The 17802-nt window shown below is 39.4% G+C and carries 17 protein-coding genes, 1 pseudogene and 1 other annotated feature; of the genes and pseudogenes, 10 read left to right on the plus strand and 8 right to left on the minus strand.

The genetic code is table 11. The features are described 5' to 3' along the window. Both J4G36_RS02665 and J4G36_RS02670 read left to right on the plus strand, forming a co-directional pair. The gene (locus J4G36_RS02665; protein WP_210468443.1) at nucleotides 1-585 is read left to right on the plus strand and encodes a histidine phosphatase family protein; all 585 of its coding nucleotides are present in this window, start codon (nucleotides 1-3) and stop codon (nucleotides 583-585) included. A 220-nt stretch (nucleotides 586-805) separates the two neighbouring features. Then, nucleotides 806-1744 (plus strand): ring-cleaving dioxygenase, encoded by a 939-nt coding sequence (locus tag J4G36_RS02670; RefSeq protein ID WP_210468445.1) that lies wholly within the window; start codon nucleotides 806-808, stop codon nucleotides 1742-1744. 130 nt (nucleotides 1745-1874) lie between these two features. Here J4G36_RS02670 and J4G36_RS02675 read toward each other — a convergent pair whose 3' ends face one another. Beyond that, a complete protein-coding gene (locus J4G36_RS02675) occupies nucleotides 1875-2795 on the minus strand; it encodes a ketopantoate reductase family protein (RefSeq protein WP_210468447.1) in 921 nt (306 codons plus the stop codon). A gap of 130 nt (nucleotides 2796-2925) precedes the next feature. On the opposite strand from J4G36_RS02675, the gene J4G36_RS02680 reads away from it, so the two are divergent. Continuing rightward, nucleotides 2926-3135, plus strand: coding sequence for a hypothetical protein (locus J4G36_RS02680; RefSeq protein WP_210468449.1), 210 nt, complete (start codon nucleotides 2926-2928; stop codon nucleotides 3133-3135). A gap of 187 nt (nucleotides 3136-3322) precedes the next feature. On the opposite strand, the gene J4G36_RS02685 is transcribed toward J4G36_RS02680, so the two are convergent. After that, nucleotides 3323-3892 carry a nitroreductase family protein gene (locus J4G36_RS02685; RefSeq protein ID WP_210468450.1) on the minus strand — a complete coding sequence of 190 codons (570 nt, stop codon included), beginning with the start codon at nucleotides 3890-3892 and terminating at the stop codon, nucleotides 3323-3325. A gap of 144 nt (nucleotides 3893-4036) precedes the next feature. Here J4G36_RS02685 and J4G36_RS02690 point away from each other — a divergent pair, with 144 nt between their 5' ends. The 3 genes from J4G36_RS02690 to J4G36_RS02700 all read left to right on the plus strand — a co-directional run bounded on the left by J4G36_RS02690 (nucleotide 4037) and on the right by J4G36_RS02700 (nucleotide 8226). Next, a complete protein-coding gene (locus tag J4G36_RS02690; RefSeq protein ID WP_210468452.1) occupies nucleotides 4037-5248 on the plus strand; it encodes an MFS transporter in 1212 nt (403 codons plus the stop codon). Between the two features lie 69 nt (nucleotides 5249-5317). Beyond that, entirely contained in the window at nucleotides 5318-6493 is a 1176-nt protein-coding gene (locus J4G36_RS02695) for an MFS transporter (protein ID WP_210468455.1), read from the plus strand. Nucleotides 6494-6624: 131 nt separating this feature from the next. Then, complete coding sequence (locus tag J4G36_RS02700; RefSeq protein WP_210468456.1) at nucleotides 6625-8226, plus strand: BCCT family transporter; 1602 nt, start codon at nucleotides 6625-6627, stop codon at nucleotides 8224-8226. 39 nt (nucleotides 8227-8265) lie between these two features. Here J4G36_RS02700 and J4G36_RS02705 read toward each other — a convergent pair whose 3' ends face one another. Then, nucleotides 8266-8691: a protein-tyrosine phosphatase family protein gene (locus tag J4G36_RS02705; protein WP_210468458.1), complete on the minus strand. Its 426-nt coding sequence runs from the start codon at nucleotides 8689-8691 to the stop codon at nucleotides 8266-8268. A gap of 26 nt (nucleotides 8692-8717) precedes the next feature. Continuing rightward, nucleotides 8718-9427 (minus strand): annotated as a pseudogene (locus tag J4G36_RS02710) (metallophosphoesterase family protein). Nucleotides 9428-9523: 96 nt separating this feature from the next. On the opposite strand from J4G36_RS02710, the gene J4G36_RS02715 reads away from it, so the two are divergent. After that, nucleotides 9524-10198 carry an SOS response-associated peptidase gene (locus J4G36_RS02715; RefSeq protein WP_210468460.1) on the plus strand — a complete coding sequence of 225 codons (675 nt, stop codon included), beginning with the start codon at nucleotides 9524-9526 and terminating at the stop codon, nucleotides 10196-10198. A gap of 17 nt (nucleotides 10199-10215) precedes the next feature. Beyond that, the gene (locus J4G36_RS02720; protein WP_210468462.1) at nucleotides 10216-10935 is read left to right on the plus strand and encodes an NAD-dependent protein deacylase; all 720 of its coding nucleotides are present in this window, start codon (nucleotides 10216-10218) and stop codon (nucleotides 10933-10935) included. Between the two features lie 50 nt (nucleotides 10936-10985). Here the strand turns inward: J4G36_RS02720 and J4G36_RS18670 are convergent, their stop codons facing one another. Together J4G36_RS18670 and J4G36_RS02725 are read right to left on the minus strand one after the other, a co-directional pair. After that, nucleotides 10986-11159 carry an RsiV family protein gene (locus J4G36_RS18670; protein ID WP_368668759.1) on the minus strand — a complete coding sequence of 58 codons (174 nt, stop codon included), beginning with the start codon at nucleotides 11157-11159 and terminating at the stop codon, nucleotides 10986-10988. A gap of 9 nt (nucleotides 11160-11168) precedes the next feature. After that, nucleotides 11169-11597, minus strand: a complete 429-nt coding sequence (locus J4G36_RS02725) for a PdaC/SigV domain-containing protein (RefSeq protein WP_368668712.1) — start codon at nucleotides 11595-11597, stop codon at nucleotides 11169-11171. 85 nt (nucleotides 11598-11682) lie between these two features. Between J4G36_RS02725 and J4G36_RS02730 the strand changes: the two genes are divergently transcribed. After that, on the plus strand, nucleotides 11683-12636 hold the full coding sequence (locus tag J4G36_RS02730; RefSeq protein ID WP_210470391.1) for a threonine ammonia-lyase: 954 nt from the start codon (nucleotides 11683-11685) through the stop codon (nucleotides 12634-12636). 112 nt (nucleotides 12637-12748) lie between these two features. Beyond that, nucleotides 12749-13159, plus strand: coding sequence for a YkvA family protein (locus J4G36_RS02735; protein WP_210468464.1), 411 nt, complete (start codon nucleotides 12749-12751; stop codon nucleotides 13157-13159). A 39-nt stretch (nucleotides 13160-13198) separates the two neighbouring features. On the opposite strand, the gene J4G36_RS02740 is transcribed toward J4G36_RS02735, so the two are convergent. Together J4G36_RS02740 and J4G36_RS02745 are read right to left on the minus strand one after the other, a co-directional pair. Beyond that, nucleotides 13199-14059 (minus strand): SAM hydrolase/SAM-dependent halogenase family protein, encoded by an 861-nt coding sequence (locus J4G36_RS02740; protein WP_210468466.1) that lies wholly within the window; start codon nucleotides 14057-14059, stop codon nucleotides 13199-13201. Nucleotides 14060-14163: 104 nt separating this feature from the next. Next, nucleotides 14164-14439, minus strand: a binding site (T-box leader). Between the two features lie 194 nt (nucleotides 14440-14633). Then, nucleotides 14634-17783, minus strand: coding sequence for an efflux RND transporter permease subunit (locus tag J4G36_RS02745; RefSeq protein WP_210468468.1), 3150 nt, complete (start codon nucleotides 17781-17783; stop codon nucleotides 14634-14636). Between the last annotated feature and the right edge of the window lie 19 nt (nucleotides 17784-17802).

The following is a 17802-nucleotide window of genomic DNA, read 5'->3' on the forward strand; positions in this document are numbered from 1 at the left end:
ATGACAACAATCGGTTTTGTACGGCATGGTGTGACAGCTTGGAATAAAGCAGGCAGAGCGCAGGGGAGTACAGATATCCCGCTTGATGACGAAGGAATTCAAATGGCAGAACATGTTGCAAATCGACTGGCAACTGAACCATGGGATGTCATTTACTCAAGTCAACTAAGTCGTGCTAAAAAGACAGCAGAAATTATCGCAAAAAGAAAACCTGGTATCGAATTATTCGTGGATGATCGTCTACGTGAAATAAGTGGTGGGCAAGTTGAAGGCACTACGTTAGCGGAAAGAGTTGAAAGATGGGGAGAATCATGGCGTGAGGCCGATTTGGGCATGGAATTGCATGAGGACCTCATCGCTAGAGGACTGGCTTTTATTGAGGACGTAAAGGCAAAACATCCGAATGAAAGAGTATTAGTCGTAAGTCACGGAAGTTTTATTCGTAGACTTGTGAGCGAACTTGTAGCCGATGAGAAGCTAAATGAAAGTTTGGGGAATACGTCTGTCACTGTTGTTAAGCTTCAAGACGAAACGAATTACTGCGAACTTTTTAATTGCATGGAACACTTGCAGAAATCTGAATAAGTTTAGTATTATCCAAATACGGGAATCATTAGGAACCTATAATGAATCCCGTGTTTTTTTGTAGAAACAAGGGGGGATGGTCTAGGGGTGAGTGTTTATCATTAATCCGATAGGAACAAATAAATTGATATATAACGAAAATACGGTACAGCACCAAGCATTCATTTTGACAAAATACCTTGAATTCGAGATAGTATAACCTACAAAGGAGTGAATGATAATGTCTAAAAAAACAATGGGGACCCACCATATTACAGCGATTGTAGGCGATCCACAGGAAAACGTCGATTTTTATGCAAGTGTATTGGGGTTACGATTAGTAAAGAAAACCGTAAACTTTGGAGATAAAGTAAGATATCATTTGTATTTTGGAAATGAGGAAGGGTCTCCAGGAACACTAATAACATTTTTTGCTTGGCCAGGTGCTGAGAACGGTAAAGTAGGCGATGGTGAAGTTGGTGTATCCTCCTATGTAGTTCCAGTAGGTGCCATTGAGTTTTGGAAAAATAGACTTGAAAAATTTGAAATTCCGTACACTGAAACGGAGCGGTTTGGCGAACAATATTTACAATTTCAAGATCCCCACGGTCTTCTTTTGGAAATAGTGGAACGTGAAGAAGGTTCACCTAACAAATGGGAATTTGGAGGCGTTACTGAAGACGTTGCGATCAAAGGCCTAGGCGGGGCAACACTGTATTCCGCGAAATCAGCTGAAACAGCAGAAGTTTTGAGTAATGTATTAGGGCTTGAACTTGTTGGCGAAGAAGGCGATTATATTCGGTTTAAATCGGCAAGTGAATTGGGGAACGTCATAGATATCAAGACGACTTCATTTGGCAAAGGCCAACAGGGCCCTGGCGTTGTGCATCATATCGCTTGGCGAACGAAGGATGATACGGAACAGTTGGCATGGAAGAGTTTTGTTGAGGAGAATGGGTTTAAGGTGACTCCAGTAAAAGACCGGAATTACTTCAAAGCGATTTACTTTAGAGAACCCGGCGGCACGTTGTTTGAAATTGCTACGGATCCACCTGGATTTGCCCGTGATGAGTCACTTGATACGATGGGTGAAAAACTAATGCTCCCAAAACAATTTGAAGATGAAAGAGAAGAACTTGAAAATATATTGATTCCTGTAGAGGTTAGAGAATTAAAGTGAATGAAGGGGGAATTCATTGACTTCATGCGTTTAGTAGGAAGTAGCTATGGGAAATCGGGGAAACATTTGACATTGAAAGACCGAGATGAATAGATGAAAATAGCTCCCAGATTTAGGGAGCTTTATTAATTTAAGTTCTATTATTTTCATATAATTTTAGTTTGGTATAAATCGTTTCTAGAATTGGCACGGGTATGTTTTGCTTGTGGGCGTGATACAACAAATAACCTTGTAGATGGTCTGCTTCTAATGGGAGTGATTTTTCCATATCTCTTTGCATAGATGATTTCATATCGTACGACATACTGCCAATTTTTCCTACTAAATCATTTACAATTGTGTCTTCTATTGGTGCTCCGATTTTGTACATAACAGTAGCGATTTCATTCAGTAATGACTCAACCGTTTTGCGGCCGTTCGTTATTTCCATAATGGGTCCAACAGGTGATTCCATGAGTGAAGTGATGCCGGACAATGTCGTGATAAATAAGTATTTTTGCCACATATCTTGTTTAATCGTTTCACTTGGCTCGAAAAATGCATTAGCGCCTTCAAAGAGAGATTGAAGTGCTTTGATTCTTGGTGTTATTTTACCCGTCAGTTCACCATAAACCAAGTGGTGAATCGGGCTTTTTTGGATAATGGTCCCGTTATCGTCCAGTGTAGTTTCAATAAAACAAAGACCACCAATGACTGCATCATCGCCAAAAGATTCGGTTAACCGGTCAATATGTGCAATTCCATTTAATAGCGGTAAAATCATTGTGTTTTCATTGGTAAATCGTTGGATATCTTTGATGGCTTGCTCGAGATGATAGGATTTAGTGGAAAGTATGATCAAATCATAAGTTTCTTCCGTTTGATTTGATGTCGTAATAAGTTTTGGCTTTTGTACGGAGTTTCCATGGTTGCTGACAATTTTCAAACCATTTTTTTCGAGACTCGCTTTTCGGCTTTCTCTTACTAGAAAAGTAACATCTCGGCCTTTTTCCAAAAGTCTTCCCCCAAAATAGCCGCCGATTGCACCAGCCCCTACGATTAGAACATTCAAATGAAAAACCCCTTTCGCAAATTAGAATACTTAATATACTCGCTACAATTATATACTAACCGTGAATTGGGACAGAGTCTAAGGTTTACTGTTACTTTTACATACAATAATTCAAAAGGAGGTATATACTATGAGAAATCCAGAAGAATTTCGTCGGGAAAATCGGCATGAACACAGACATGAACATCATCATCACCATCATTATCACCATAATATGGGCCAACATATGAGCCACCATCCGGGACAACATTATGGCCGTCCAGTTCATTATCAAGGGGGGCAAAATGTAGGTCATCATGGACATACGGAACATCACCACGGTAGATTTAATCGTTTTTAATAATTCGGAGGAAAATAATCAACAAGGCTTGAAATGGCGCTGTTTTCTCACGTGCTGCTCATTTTCTAGTTGGATTGTCAATAAGTGATCCGGAAAGAAGGATATTCGAAATACCGGCAGAAATATAGCGCTATATGAAAATGAATTATACCTAATATAAAAAGGATGCCGGAGCATCCTTTTTGAGTTAACCTATCCAAGTTGTAAGTTCTTTTGCATCTGTACGATTTCTAGGGGCGGGTTCTATATCGGGATAGCCTAAATAAATAAATGCGACGATTTCCCCTTGTTGTGAGAGGCCGAAAAATTCAGCCACTTTTTTGTTGTAGCAAATTGAGCCTGTGCGCCAGATTGCACCAAGACCGAGTGCATGTGCAGTCAACAACATATTCTGGACGCCAGCATTTACTGCAGCAAATTCTTCTTTTAAAATTACTCTATTTCGGTCGCTCGGTTCAACGCCTACTGCGATAATGACTGGGGAACGAAGCGGGTTATTTTGGCTACGTTCAATTTTTGTCTGACTAGCATCCGATTCTAACTCTTCTAGTTCAGATTTTGTAATGTCTACGAAGACATCTCCCAACTTTGTTCGGCCTTCACCTGATAAAACAAAAAATCGCCATGGTTCTGTTCGGAAATGATTGGGAGCATACGTACCTGCTTCAATAATTTGTTCAATTAGTTCAGTTGGGACCTTTTTATCTTCCAATAATGGGACACTTCTTCGTGTCTTAATCGCTTCATGTATGTTCAAAAAAATGACCTCTTTCTATTAATAATACTTTCTATCTCTATTAAGTATAGCGATTAGTTGAAAGTTTACCAAGAGTACTGAATTATAGGTTATACTAAGAGAATATGAAATAATTGGAGAGTAATGAAAGAAGTGAATTTAATTATGTCTACAAAAACAAAATCGATCGTTGGTAATCCAGTTTATCCAGTTATGTTTGCAATCGGTGGCGTTCATTTACTTAATGATTCATTACAAGCAGTTATTCCTGCCATGTTCCCGATACTTGAAGAAAGCATGGGATTGTCTTTTACTCAATTAGGCCTGATCGCATTTGCATTAAATATGGTTGCATCTGTCCTACAGCCCGTCGTGGGTTATATTAGTGATCGGAAACCTAGACCCTATGCACTTCCGGTTGGGATGACCTTTTCACTCGTTGGAATAGCCGGACTTGCATTTGCTCCGGAATATTGGATGATTCTTGTATTCGTGATATTACTTGGATTTGGATCGGCAGTTTTTCATCCGGAAGGTTCCCGTGTTTCATTCATGGCGGCGGGATCGAAGAGGGGACTATCGCAATCCATCTATCAAGTTGGCGGTAATTCAGGTCAAGCTCTTGCACCGTTAATCAGTGCATTCATATTGGTGCCACTTGGACAAAAGGGTGCCGCGATATTTATATTGGTTGCTGCACTAGCAATCTTTATATTGATGAAAATATCTGCCTGGTATAAAGAGCAACTTGTCCAAGAAAAGTTGAACAATCGCAAACGTGTCATTTTATCTACAATGGCGAACTTAACGAAAAAACAAGTGGGTGTCGCGCTCGGCTTATTGTTGGTTATTATATTTGCAAGGTCATTTTATGTGATCAGCATTACGAACTTTTACATATTTCATTTAATAAAATCTTACGGGCTCTCCATTTCTCAAGGGCAGTTATGCATCTTTCTGTTTTTAGCGCTTGGGGCGGCAGGAACGTTTTTTGGCGGACCGATGGCAGATAAAATTGGACGAAAAAACGTTATTGTTCTTTCACTATTATTGCCCATTCCATTTAGTATTTTGTTGCCATATGTTCCGTTGTGGGCGGTTATCGTATTGCTGAGCATCATTGGCTTTTTTATTATGTTGAGCTTTTCAGTCACGGTCGTTTATTCACAGGAGCTTGTGCCAAGTAAAATAGGGACAATGGCTGGATTAACTGTAGGACTTGCTTTTGGCATGGGGGCTATCGGGTCGGTAGTGATCGGAATATTAATGGACCATATCGGAATTTACAACACAATGATTGTTATTTCTTTCCTTCCGATTATTGGTCTTGTAGGTTTAGCGTTGCCACGAGATCAAAAAGTTGTTGCAGCTAAATAATGATTGCTTATTCAACAAAATTTTACTATAATGAAGTGTTGTCATTTTTATGAAGGTAGGTTGAATAAGTTGTCTAAAGATCAACAAAAAAAGTTATTGATATTGATGATAAATATGTTTATTGCTGTAGGAAGTTTCGGTATTATCATTCCGATTTTACCTGCTTATTTACTTTCAATTGGTGAGGGTGGAAAAGCTGCTGGCCTAATGATTGCGATATTTGCTGGTGCACAATTAGTCATGTCGCCGATTGCTGGGAAATGGGCGGATCAGTATGGGCGGAGAATCATGATAATTGCGGGCCTTAGTGGACTAGCACTTTCTATGTTCGTTTTTTATTTTTCAGATTCAATTACAGTATTGTATTTATCTAGAGTTATCGGCGGGATAGGAGCTGCGCTGTTAATTCCCGCGATATTTGCCTATGTAGCTGATATTACAACGATGGATCAGCGTGCAAAAGGCAATAGTATGATATCAGCTGCGATGTCGCTTGGAATTGTTATCGGACCGGGAATAGGTGGATTTCTTGCGGATTTCGGTTTGAAAATGCCTTTATTGGTCTCGGCGATTGTAGGTTTAGCGGCAGTCGTTTTCTCTTGGGTCATGCTAAAAGAAAGCCGCGATGAAGAAGTTGAATTGAATGCGGTCAATTCGGAACCGATGGTGAAAGAAATTATTCAATCGTTTAGTAAACCATTTTTTGTCCCGCTTTTGATTACGCTTGTTATGAGTTTCGGATTAATGGCTTATGAATCGGTGCTCGGGCTGTTTGTTGACAATGAATTCGGTGCATCGCCAAAAGATATTGCCATTCTTGTGACGTCCACTGGTATTGTGAGTACAATCATCCAATTATTTGCGGTGGACCGGGTTGTTCGTAGGTTTGGTGAACCAGCTGTGTTGACAATTTTTCTAGGCGTAGTTGCAGTTGGCTTTTTATTATCAATATTTGCTACAACATATGTGATGTTTTTTGCAGTTACGTTAATCATCTTTCTTTCCACCTCGATGTTGCGTCCAGTATTGACCACACTCATATCCAAGTTAGCAGGGAATGAACAAGGGTTTGCGATGGGTATGAACAACGCATATATGAGTATCGGTAATGTTTTAGGACCAGTACTTGCTGGTATTTTGTTTGATTTTAATATTATTTATCCATTTATTTTAGGGCTAATCGTTCTTGTATTAACAACGATTGGGTCGATGCGGTGGAAAGCGCCAAAAAATATAATTTCATAATGAACAGGCTATCCAAATTTAATTGGATAGCCTTTTTTTATGAATTAATAACTATAGCGTATAATCGTTAGAAAAAACTAAAAACATGATTTTAGGTTTAAGTTTAAATGCGGTAGGGTAGTGAAATATGAATGAATAAAAATAGGGGTCGGTGTGTTTTGGATAAAAAGTTTTGGAAGAATCCAGTTTTTTCAATATCAGCAACAGTCGTTTTAGTTTTAGTTATTCTCGGATCAATTAATCCTAATAAGTTCAGAATTGTAGCCGAGAAGCTTTACGGATTCACAACGATTAATTTTGGTTGGTTTTATTTACTAGCGGTTTTTATCGTAATTGTATTTCTGGTCGCACTGGCGATTAGTAAGTATGGCGCTATTCGGATTGGCGGAGATGATGAACGGCCGGATTATCCATTTTTCACTTGGATTGGTATGTTATTCTCAGCGGGATTTGGTGTTGGATTGGTTTTCTGGGGTGTCGCAGAACCGATGAGCCATTATTTCACTTCACCAATTGATGGTGTAGAACCGCAGACTGAAGAAGCAGCGCGAATTGCAATGAGCTATTCATTTTTTCATTGGGGAATCTCTCAATGGGCAATCTTTGCAATTGTTGGACTTGTAATTGGTTTTTTACAGTTCCGAAAGAAAAGAGATGGACTTATATCTACGGCATTGGAGCCGCTGATGGGCTCTAACAAAACAGTAAAAACAACAATCGATTCATTAGCAGTTATTGCGACTGTAATGGGGGTAGCAACCTCGCTCGGTCTTGGAATTTTACAGATGAGCGGTGGGTTGCAATCTGTTTTTAAAATTGGAAATACATTCGGTGTCCAATTAATGATTGCGCTAATTGTTTTCATCGCGTATATGATTTCAGCCACAACAGGTTTAAACAAAGGGATTCGCTATTTGGGGAATTTTAACTTAGGAATGGCAATCGCGTTATTGCTCTTTATTTTTGCAGTTGGACCTAAAGTTTTCATTTTAGATACATTTACGTTGGCGATTGGCGATTTTATTTCGAATTTCGTTCAATATAGCTTAAGATTGCAACCATATAAAGGTGGTACGTGGGTACGTGATTGGACAATATTTTATTGGGCTTGGACGATTGCTTGGTCTCCATTTGTCGGCGCATTCGTTGCTCGCGTATCGAAAGGTAGGACGATACGGGAATTCATAGCAGGCGTAATGGTGATTCCACCTGTCTTTGCTTGCATGTGGATCGCGACTTTAGGAGGGACGGCTTTATATAATGATTTGAATAATGGGACTAAAATTGCTGAAGCAGTTGATGCGGATATCACGTCTGCAATCTTTGCAACCTTTGAATATGTTCCGTTTTCAGGTTTGATTTCCGCTTTATCAATCTTGTTAATTTTTACTTTCCTTGTGACGTCAGCAGATTCTGCTACTTATATATTAGCGAGTATGACGACAAAGGGAAGTTTATTACCACCGCTAGTCGTTAAGATGGTTTGGGGAGTTCTTATGTCAGCAATTTCTGTTGTTCTTTTGTATGCAGGCGGTTTGGAGGCATTGCAATCAGCTTCGCTCGTATCCGCTTTGCCGTTCACATTATTATTATTGCTCTTAGTTTTCTCAATGGGGAAACTGCTAAAGCGAGAACCGATTACGGTTCGCTCATCTGATGTTCGACGCTTTACTCGAATTGAAAAGGAAGCAAAGAAAAGAGCGATTGAAAAAGATTTGAATAAAAGAAAATAATAATAAAATGCCGAGATCCCATGGGACTCGGCATTTTTTTCAATCTTTATATATTCTTTTTAATGCTTCTTTGAATTGGGGTCGAACTTTAATTTGAGGTCGAATTTCTTTCGCTTTGTGTTCAGCTTCATCGACAGTATCTGCTTGTCTGAGTTCGAGTAAGGTTGCTGTAGCAATAGTCCCAGCTCTACCGCGACCAGTATTACAATGGAAAAAAACATTTTTATCGGAATGATAGGCATTCATTACGGCTGTTACTGCTGCTTTAATCGATTCATCCAGATTGTCTGCCTCATCGACAATTGGCTGAAGGACACTTACGTCGCTTGAGAGAGACCCCTTTACCTCTGCACGCAAATCATAGATTACATCAATCTTTTCATTCTCAAGTAGTTCATCAATCGCATCGATACCCCCTACGAAAATTCGGCCAGGTACGAGTGCTTCATATTTTTTAGTTGTCATAAAATCACCCCCTGGCCCTTAGTATATCATTCTGTTAAGGATTTCACGTAGTAGACTTCTCGACTAGGTAATTCGAGACAATTTAATTGGCCGCCGAAAACCGCACCGCCGTCGATGCCGATGATATTATTTTCCCCGAAAAAGATTGAATGATTGTCGTGTAAATATTTTGTCGGTGTATGACCAAAAATGACCGTCTTATCTCCGGAATATGCTTTGTGAAATTCTTTGCGAATCCACATTAAAGTGTATGGATCTGTTTCTTCAAGCGGCTGATTGGGATCGACTCCAGCGTGAACAAATATGTATTCATCTAACTCGATAAAGTGATCAAGGTTTTCAATAAAGTTGAGGTGCCTAGCTAATGTTTCGTCTTTTAGCATAGGTTTAATAAACTCCGCTTCATCCGGCACTACAAACTCATTTTCTTTAAATCCATAGCTTTTCAATGTATCACGGCCGCCGTTTCGATTGATCCAGTTCTTCCAAGAACGCTCCTCGTCCGTAGTCAGTGCTTTAATCATCATGTCTTCATGATTCCCTTTAAGCACTAACGCTCCATCTGATTTCAATTCAATCACTTTCTCCAGGACTTTTTTGAATTTGGTCCCCGGTCTACAAAGTCGCCTAAGAGAATAAGTTGATCTTGCGATGAATCATAGTTTACTTCTGAGAGTAATCTTTTTAATAACTCCAATTCTCCATGAATATCGCTTATTGCAAGTATGCGTTTCATCTAATGCCGACGTCCTTTCGGATTGCAGTTCTTGTGACTCTAGCGTATATCAATGATAAACTAATGTAAACATGCGAAAAGTGAGAGGTGGATTTTATGTGCGGAAGATTTACTTTATTCGCCCCGTATTATGATATTGTCGAACGATTTGATATTGAGTCGGCGTTCGATGAAAGCGATTATGTGCCAAGTTATAATATCGCGCCTTCGCAACAAGTGGTCGCCATCGTGAATGATGGTGAGAAAAATAGGTTGGGTCATTTACGCTGGGGGTTAATACCGCCATGGGCGAAAGATGAAAAGATTGGTTATAAAATGATTAATGCTAGAGCGGAATCAGTATCGGAAAGGCCTAGTTATAAAAATGCATTTAAAAAGAAAAGATGTATTATTCCAGCCGACTCATTTTATGAATGGAAAAATACAGAAAATGGAAAAATCCCGATGCGTTTTAAATTAAAATCAAACGATATATTTTCTTTAGCAGGCTTATGGGAATCATGGAAATCGGCTGAAGGACAAACAATCCATACATGCACTGTTATAACGACACAACCAAATGAACTGGTTAAGCCGGTCCATAATAGAATGCCAGTCATTTTAAGGCCTGAGGATGAAGCGGCATGGTTGTCGCCGAATTTAGAAGATTTCGATTTCCTGGGCAATTTACTTGTACCGTTTGATGAAGGGAAAATGGATGCGTATCCAGTATCATCTTCTGTTAATTCTCCAAGAAATAACGATGAATCATTGATAATTCAAGTGAAATAAAGGATAGGGGGATTCGATTGTTAGTAGATTTACTAGAGAAATCAAATTATATTGTCGTGTACACGGGTGCGGGCATGTCCACTGAGAGTGGGTTGCCAGATTTTCGTTCGGCTAACACAGGGCTTTGGGAAAAGGAAGATCCTACACAAATTGCGAGTACGGAAGCTTTGAATCGCGACGTGGAAAAGTTCTTCCAATTTTATCGAGAACGCGTAATCGGCGTGAAAGATTGCAAGCCACATAATGGGCATGACATTTTAGCGAAATGGGAAAAAGATGGATTAATCCAAAGTATTATCACACAAAACGTGGATGGTTTTCATTCAGAGGCAGGATCTGAGAATGTTATGGAGCTTCACGGGACATTGCAGAAAGTACATTGTGAGACATGTAAGAAAGAATACGGAAGTGAGATGTACGAATCTGAAACTTTCTATTGCGGATGCGGCGGTAAATTACGTCCTTCTATTGTATTATTTGGCGAAGGACTTCCAGAAGAAACGTTCATGAAAGCAGTCGAGGAAAGTGAAAAAGCGGATCTTTTTATTGTGCTAGGTTCTTCGTTGACGGTCACACCGGCAAATCAATTTCCGTTAATTGCAAAAGAAAACGGTGCTAAACTATTAATCGTTAATATGGATCCGACACATTTCGACGATTTAGCGGATGTTGTGATTAATGATCAGAAAATAGGAGAAGTCCTCGCTGAAATCGATCGTCATTTAGTGAAGAAATAAGTGTAAGTCGGATATCTGTCCTAGGGATGGATATCCGACGCATATTAAAATCAGGTAAATGTAATCATTGTATCTAGCGGACTATTGGGTTTTATAATATCTGCGACATCTAAAATAGGTATCGGAAAGTAAGGGAAACCTAAGTAATAAGGCGTGATCTCATAGAGTTGGAAATAAACAACTAGGGATGTATCCGCAATATAGAAATCATGTTCGGGACGAATGACTTTGAATTAGTCGAGCAATTGAATTTTCCATTTCTTGATGTCTACTTTAATAATCGCAGATATCTGTTCTACGTAATTGCTACCGTCTTTAAACAAGTCTTTTAATGTATATTTTTTTCCTGTGGCGGTGTCAAATGTCAGCGATTTAATAATTGTCATGCCATGTGCGCCGCCAGTAAAGGAGTAAACAATCAGGTTTAAACTAAGAATGCCCCGTTGATTATTTTTAATCTCGTAGTAAGCTACCATTTCAACTAGTTCGGGTTTATAGTAACTTTGCTCGATTAGGATTTCATTTAATAACGTCATGATTCCGTGATTGATTTTAGCTTGGGCATCCGGATTATTTAAGTTGGTAACGGCGGGAAAATAGACATTTACATTCGGTGAGTTATGTGGAATCTTTTTAGTAATAATTCGAACAGGAAACTTCACTAACAACATCCTTTCATTCGAGCGTGATAAAGAATTATATGTTGAACCAGTATAATAAGTACTTAGGGAACGGGGGACCTTATTGATGGTGACATTGGAAGATGTAAAGAAAGCCCAGCTTGGAAATAAAGAATTTGTGCATTACACGCCGATGCTGACTTCTGCACAATTAGATGATCTTTGTGGGAACCGGGTTTTCTTGAAAGCGGAGCATTTGCAAAAGACGGGTTCATTCAAAATTCGAGGGGCTGCGAATAAGGCTCAGGAAGCTGTGAGACAGGGAGCGCAATATATTACGGCGGCGTCCTCTGGAAATCACGGACAAGCAGTTGCATATATGGCAAATAAATTAGGAATTCAAGCGACCATCGTCATTCCCGAAGATGCAAATGCAGTGAAAATTGCAGCGATTGAAGCGTACAATGGGAAAATCGTTAAATGCGGAACAACTTCAGCTGAACGGATTCCAAAAGCGATGGAAATTGCAGCACAAAATGATGGCGTCTTTATCCCGCCTTATGATGATCCATATATAATTGCGGGACAGGGAACGGTGGGAATTGAAATATTAGAACAGGTTCCCAATGCTGAGATTATCGTCGTGCCTGTTGGCGGCGGGGGATTAATCAGTGGGATTTTATCAGCGGTGAAGCAACTTAATCCGAAGATAAAAGTCGTCGGGGTTGAACCAGACACCGCGAACGATACTTTTTTGTCTTTCCAAACGGGTGAAATCACTGCGATTCCTGCAACAACAACGATAGCGGATGGCCTTCGTACATCTCAACCTGGAGATTTGACGTTTCCTATCGTGAAAGAATATCTAGATGACCTTGTACTTGTATCAGAGGAAGAGATAAAAAATGCTTTTCATTTTATAGTAGAACGCACAAAACAGGTCATCGAGCCGTCCAGTGCGGTGACAATTGCAGCGATTCTTTCAGGGAAGTTAAATGTCGAGGACAAACATATTGTTGCTATTTTATCTGGAGGCAATGTTGATTTGCGACAGATAAATGATTTTATGTCTAAGAAATAATCAGCGGGAAGATGCATTGAATGCTCTATTAACGACTAAATGCTATCGAATGACAGGGTGCAAATTTCGGTGTAAGATTAATAAAAAGAATGATGGACAGGGAGGTTTCGAAATGTCGGAGAAAAAAGATTATGAGGAAGTATTAAGAACAATGGATTCTGAGAAGGCGATTCAAAATATGGACAAACATTATTCTGATAAGAAATTTTGGAATAAATTGAAGAAGTTTGGCAAAAAAGCAGGGCAAAAGACAGTCTATTATAGCTTGCTTCTATTTTACACAGCTAAAGATCCGAGAGTACCCAACTCTTCTAAAATGATTATTGTCGGAGCGTTAGGTTATCTAATTTTCCCAGTCGACCTCATACCGGATTTCATACCTGTAGTAGGTCTAGCTGATGATGCGACTGTAATTGCGGCAGCCGTTTATAAAGTAGTTCAGCATATTGATGATGAGATTAAAAATAAAACTAAGCAAAAGTATAGCGAGTTTTTCGGGGATACATCCGCTATTGAAATTTAAAAAGCTTTCGCGGGATCTGGATGCCTGCGAAAGCTTTTTTTATTCATAAACAATACGCGGTGCCTTACGAATGACAACTTCCCAATTCGTTCCCGTTCCAATACGATATGCGTCTGCAAAAGATCCTTGGTTGATCGCAATCCCAATATTGTCTAGTGAGTTTACATAGACAAGTGGTTCACCGATATGCAAATCTGCAAACGAGCGACCGTATGTCATGATGTTGTTGTAAATTGTGCGTCCGTCCGTTGTAATTGTCACTTCAAATGAATCTCCATGTTGCTCTGCAATTTCAATAAATTGTTTCCGGCTAATGTTCGTCCATAGATTTCCGAACGGTCTATCGATAATGTCAACATTGCCTGTAATAACTTCATCTTCAATTGATGAATTTTTAAGTGGCAATGATACAATTTCAGTCGTATTGAATGCTGGTCCAACATTCTCATAGTTAATCACGCCTGAAGCGAGTCGGGCGCCCGTATAAGCGAAAATGTCTCGACCATGGAATGTATGAGATTCACCTGAGTTTGGTAGTCTGTTTACGGTCTCGTCAATGTCTCTAACTTCAGTTATTCCGATGAATTGTTTTACATGTGTCAGCGTACCATTATCCGGCGTTATAATATATTGGCCGTTCGTGGTTTTTGCAACAACAGCACGACGGTCTGAACCAACCCCTGGATCGACAATCGATACAAATACAGTTCCTTCTGGCCAATATCTAATTGTCTGGAGCAATCGATAAGACGCTTCCCATAAATTGTACTGTGGAATTTGATGCGTAATTTCAAAAATAGAGAGTCCAGGTTGAACTGTGTTTGCCACCCCGTGCATTGCGCTCACGGCACCATCGCTATTACCAAAATCCGATTGAAAAACTAATAAACCTTTTGTCATTTCCAAACACTCCTCGTTGTTATTTTTTACTTAAAAACCTGCTGAACAGTCTTGTGGAGTAAAAAAGGGTGCAAAAAAATCCCGCCCAAATCAATCCTAAGATTGAAAAGGACGAGATTATCTCTCGTGTTACCACCTTTATTCGCTGCGAACTCTCGTAAGCAACCTCAACAAGTACAGAATTCTATATGGATGAATTCTAGACTGTGGTTTTGGTAACGGGAACCAACTCCCGCTGACATCTACTTATGCAGGTCGCTGCATGTTCAACTCAGAGCTCAGAGGCCATTGTTCAAATGAAAGATTTTTTGCTTCTTTTCAGCTACCGAAGCTTTCTGTTAAAAAATCGACCATTCTACTTTTCTCTTCAACGCTTTTAAGTATTGATTATTAAGTTACATGATAATATTCAGATTGTCAAACGTTTTTGAATATTAATTTTAAACAGTGTTTTTGCGTTCGTTGCAGAATGTAAGAGGGGAAGGGGAGCCTACATTAATCGTATTACTCGATTAACAACAATTACAAACAAAAAGCGTGTCACGACTGAATCATCGTGACACGCATTTTCATTTTACTCTGTTTCTACTTCAACTTTCTTTTTACGGAACTTTCCTAAGAACTCATAAACAATAGGTACGAATATCAGCGTGAGTAATGTAGAACTTGTTAGCCCACCGATAACCGTGACGCCGAGACCTTTGGAGATAAGTCCGCTTCCTTCTGCACCAATGGCTAATGGAATAAGGGCACCAATTGTTGCGAGTGCTGTCATCAGGATCGGGCGAAGTCTTGTCGTTCCAGCTTCTAAGATAGCTTCTCTAGTTGATAGGCCTTCTTTTTCCATATTAATCACTCGGTCAATTAAGACAATCGCGTTTGTGACGACGATTCCGATTAGCATCAAAACGCCAATCATAGATGAAACACTGATTGTTTCACCAGCAATGAGTAAGCCAACCAGTGCGCCAATTACTGTAAACGGAAGTGAGAATAGTACTGCAAATGGTGCGAGTCCACCGCCGAAAGTAACAACTAAAATGAGATACACGATTGCAATTGCAGCTAACATTGCTAGACCAAGCTGTGTAAAGGCTTCTGCGATATCTTCGGTAACACCGGCAGTATTCACTTCAACATTTGAAGGGATGTCTAGTTTGTCAATTTCTTTTTGAATGTCCGCGGAAACTTTAGTTACATCTTTTGCTGTTATAGTTGCGGATGCACTTGCGAAGATTTTTCCATTTCTACGGGAAACTGTATCTGAACTTGTTCCTTCTTTCACTTTAACAAATTCGGAAATTGGAACCTCCATGCCGAAAGGAGATTGTACAGTATTTTTTAGTAAATCATCGATTGTTTTCTGTTCAGTTTCTTCAACATCAATATAAACGTCAAATGTTTTGTTGCCATCTGCAATTTTTGTAAGTACTTCACGTTGTTGCATCGGATTTAGTTTCATTCCGATTTGGGCTGTTGTTAGACCAAACTGTGTTAGTTTTTCTTGGTCTGCAACCAGTGTATATTCTTTATACGATCTTGCTAGACTCGTTTTAACATCTTTTAATTCTGTTTCATTTTTCAAGATATTTTCGATATCAGTGATAACTGGTTCAATATCTTCAATGCTATTTCCGTAAACATAATAGCTTAATGCGTTACTCGCACCCATACCGAAGTCTTGAGATTTCCATTCACCTGTCGTTGATAAGTCTTGGAGTTCAAGTATTGTATCTTCTGTTACTTTTGTAAACTCTTCAGTATCCGAATTGAATGTCACAAACATCAGCGCTCCATTAGAGGCGCCTGGTGCCATAGGGTTTTCACCGCCAACAGATACTTGGATTGTTTCAACGTCCTTTAAGTCCATTAAATACGATTCAGCTATTTCAACGTTTTCGTTTACAGCTTCAAGTGTTTCGCCAGGTTCAGGTGTGTACGTAATATACATCATTTTTTGCTCTTCTTCTGGTAAGAAACTTACGCCGATAATCGGAACTAAAAATAAACTTCCGACGAGTAAAGCAATGGAAATGACTGATGTAATCAGTTTATGATTCAATGTCCAGTTTAATATTTTTTCATAAGCAGTAGCTGTTTTCCCTTTGCCTTTGTCAGCCTTTGAACTAACTTCGTTTGAATAGATTTGCTTTTTAAATAATGAATGTGCAAGCATTGGCACAATTGTAACAGCTACAAGTAATGAAGCCATTAGTGCGAATACAATTGTCAATGCGAATGGCATGAACAATTCGCCGACCATTCCACCAACTAATCCGATAGGGATGAATACGGCAACTGTAACGAGTGTAGACGACGTTATTGGTTTGAACATTTGAAGTGTCGCTTCTCGTACTAGCGCTCTACCTTTCAGTTTTTCGGTTGCTAGATTCATTCGTCTGAATATGTTTTCGACAACTACAATCGAATCATCGATTACACGACCAATTGCTACGGTCATTGCACCAAGTGTCATCATGTTTAATGTAATATCCATCAAATTCAAAAGAATAATCGCGATGAGTAACGACATCGGGATGGATACTATTGCAATGATTGTCGATTTGAAATTACGAAGGAACAACATGATGATAAGTACAGCAAAAAGTGCTCCGAAGAGGGCTTTACTTAGCATCGTATTTACAGAGTCTTCGATAGGTTCACCTTGGTCCAACGTTGTAGAAATTGTTACACCTTTATTTTCTTTTTCAAACTGTTCAACATGCTCTTTCACAGCATTGACAACGTCAACTGTATTCGCTTGTTGTGATTTAATAATTTGAAGTGCAATCGCTTCTTCACCGTTTGTTCTTGAAATAGATTCTGCTTTTCCGATGAGTTCAATCGTTGCAATTTCTCCTAATTTAACAGTAGGGAGTTCAGCACTTTGTCCTGCCGCCGCTGAAGGCTCGGTGCCTATCTCATCTTGGCCAGGCATTCCTTCCATACCAGGAATTGTACCTTGACCCGGCATTTCTGCAGGCATCACGGGAATTAAAATGTTTTTCAAATCGTCAACAGTTGTAATGTTTCCATCAACAACTACTGATTGTTCTTGATCGCCAAATTGGAAAAGTCCTAAAGGCATCTTCACGTCTGAGCCTTTTATAATCATTTTTACCGTTTCTTCATCCAAATTCAGTGAAGCCATTTTTTCGTGATCGAAAGTTAGACTAACTTCTTCAATTTGCTGTCCAGATGCAGTTGCACTTGAGACACCTTCGATGGCTTCGATACTCGGAATTAAAGTATCTTCTACTTTCTTCGTTAACTCCTCAAGATTCGCATCTTTATCAGAAACACTAATTGCGAGAACTGGAAATGCGTTAATACTTATTCTACCGACACTTGGATCCATTGCATTACTAGGTAAGTTGACATTCTTTAACGCCTCTTCAACTTCACTTGTTGCTTTATCCATATCTGTACCATAGTTAAATTCAATTTGAAGTGACGATGCATTTTGATAGGAAGTAGAGCTTACGGAAGAGAGTCCGCTTAGACCAGATACTGCTTTTTCCAGCGGTTCCGATAAATCCTGATCAACCTGTTCAGGAGTCGCTCCTGGGTAAATTGTTGTGACACTAACGATTGGAATCGTAATATCCGGTATTGTTTCTAATTTCATCTGCGTCCCCGAATAAAGACCGGCAGCTGTTATAATGAATGTAAGAAGCCAGATAGCTAACTTATTTTTCATAACAAAGTTTACAATTGATTTCATAATACCCTCCAATAAATGA

The sequence above is a fragment of the Sporosarcina sp. 6E9 genome (genome assembly GCF_017921835.1).
Classification (GTDB): domain Bacteria; phylum Bacillota; class Bacilli; order Bacillales_A; family Planococcaceae; genus Sporosarcina.

Bases quoted from the DNA above. Each gene is read 5' to 3' on its own strand.
- J4G36_RS02735 (WP_210468464.1), top strand. From the start codon at position 12,749: ATGTCGGAGAAAAAAGATTATGAGGAAGTATTAAGAACAATGGATTCT.
- J4G36_RS02670 (WP_210468445.1), top strand. From the start codon at position 806: ATGTCTAAAAAAACAATGGGGACCCACCATATTACAGCGATTGTAGGC.
- J4G36_RS02700 (WP_210468456.1), top strand. From the start codon at position 6,625: ATGAATAAAAATAGGGGTCGGTGTGTTTTGGATAAAAAGTTTTGGAAG.
- J4G36_RS02680 (WP_210468449.1), top strand. From the start codon at position 2,926: ATGAGAAATCCAGAAGAATTTCGTCGGGAAAATCGGCATGAACACAGA.
- J4G36_RS02730 (WP_210470391.1), top strand. From the start codon at position 11,683: ATGGTGACATTGGAAGATGTAAAGAAAGCCCAGCTTGGAAATAAAGAA.
- J4G36_RS02705 (WP_210468458.1), bottom strand. From the start codon at position 8,691: ATGACAACTAAAAAATATGAAGCACTCGTACCTGGCCGAATTTTCGTA.
- J4G36_RS02690 (WP_210468452.1), top strand. From the start codon at position 4,037: ATGTCTACAAAAACAAAATCGATCGTTGGTAATCCAGTTTATCCAGTT.
- J4G36_RS02745 (WP_210468468.1), bottom strand. From the start codon at position 17,783: ATGAAATCAATTGTAAACTTTGTTATGAAAAATAAGTTAGCTATCTGG.
- J4G36_RS02715 (WP_210468460.1), top strand. From the start codon at position 9,524: ATGTGCGGAAGATTTACTTTATTCGCCCCGTATTATGATATTGTCGAA.
- J4G36_RS02740 (WP_210468466.1), bottom strand. From the start codon at position 14,059: ATGACAAAAGGTTTATTAGTTTTTCAATCGGATTTTGGTAATAGCGAT.
- J4G36_RS02665 (WP_210468443.1), top strand. From the start codon at position 1: ATGACAACAATCGGTTTTGTACGGCATGGTGTGACAGCTTGGAATAAA.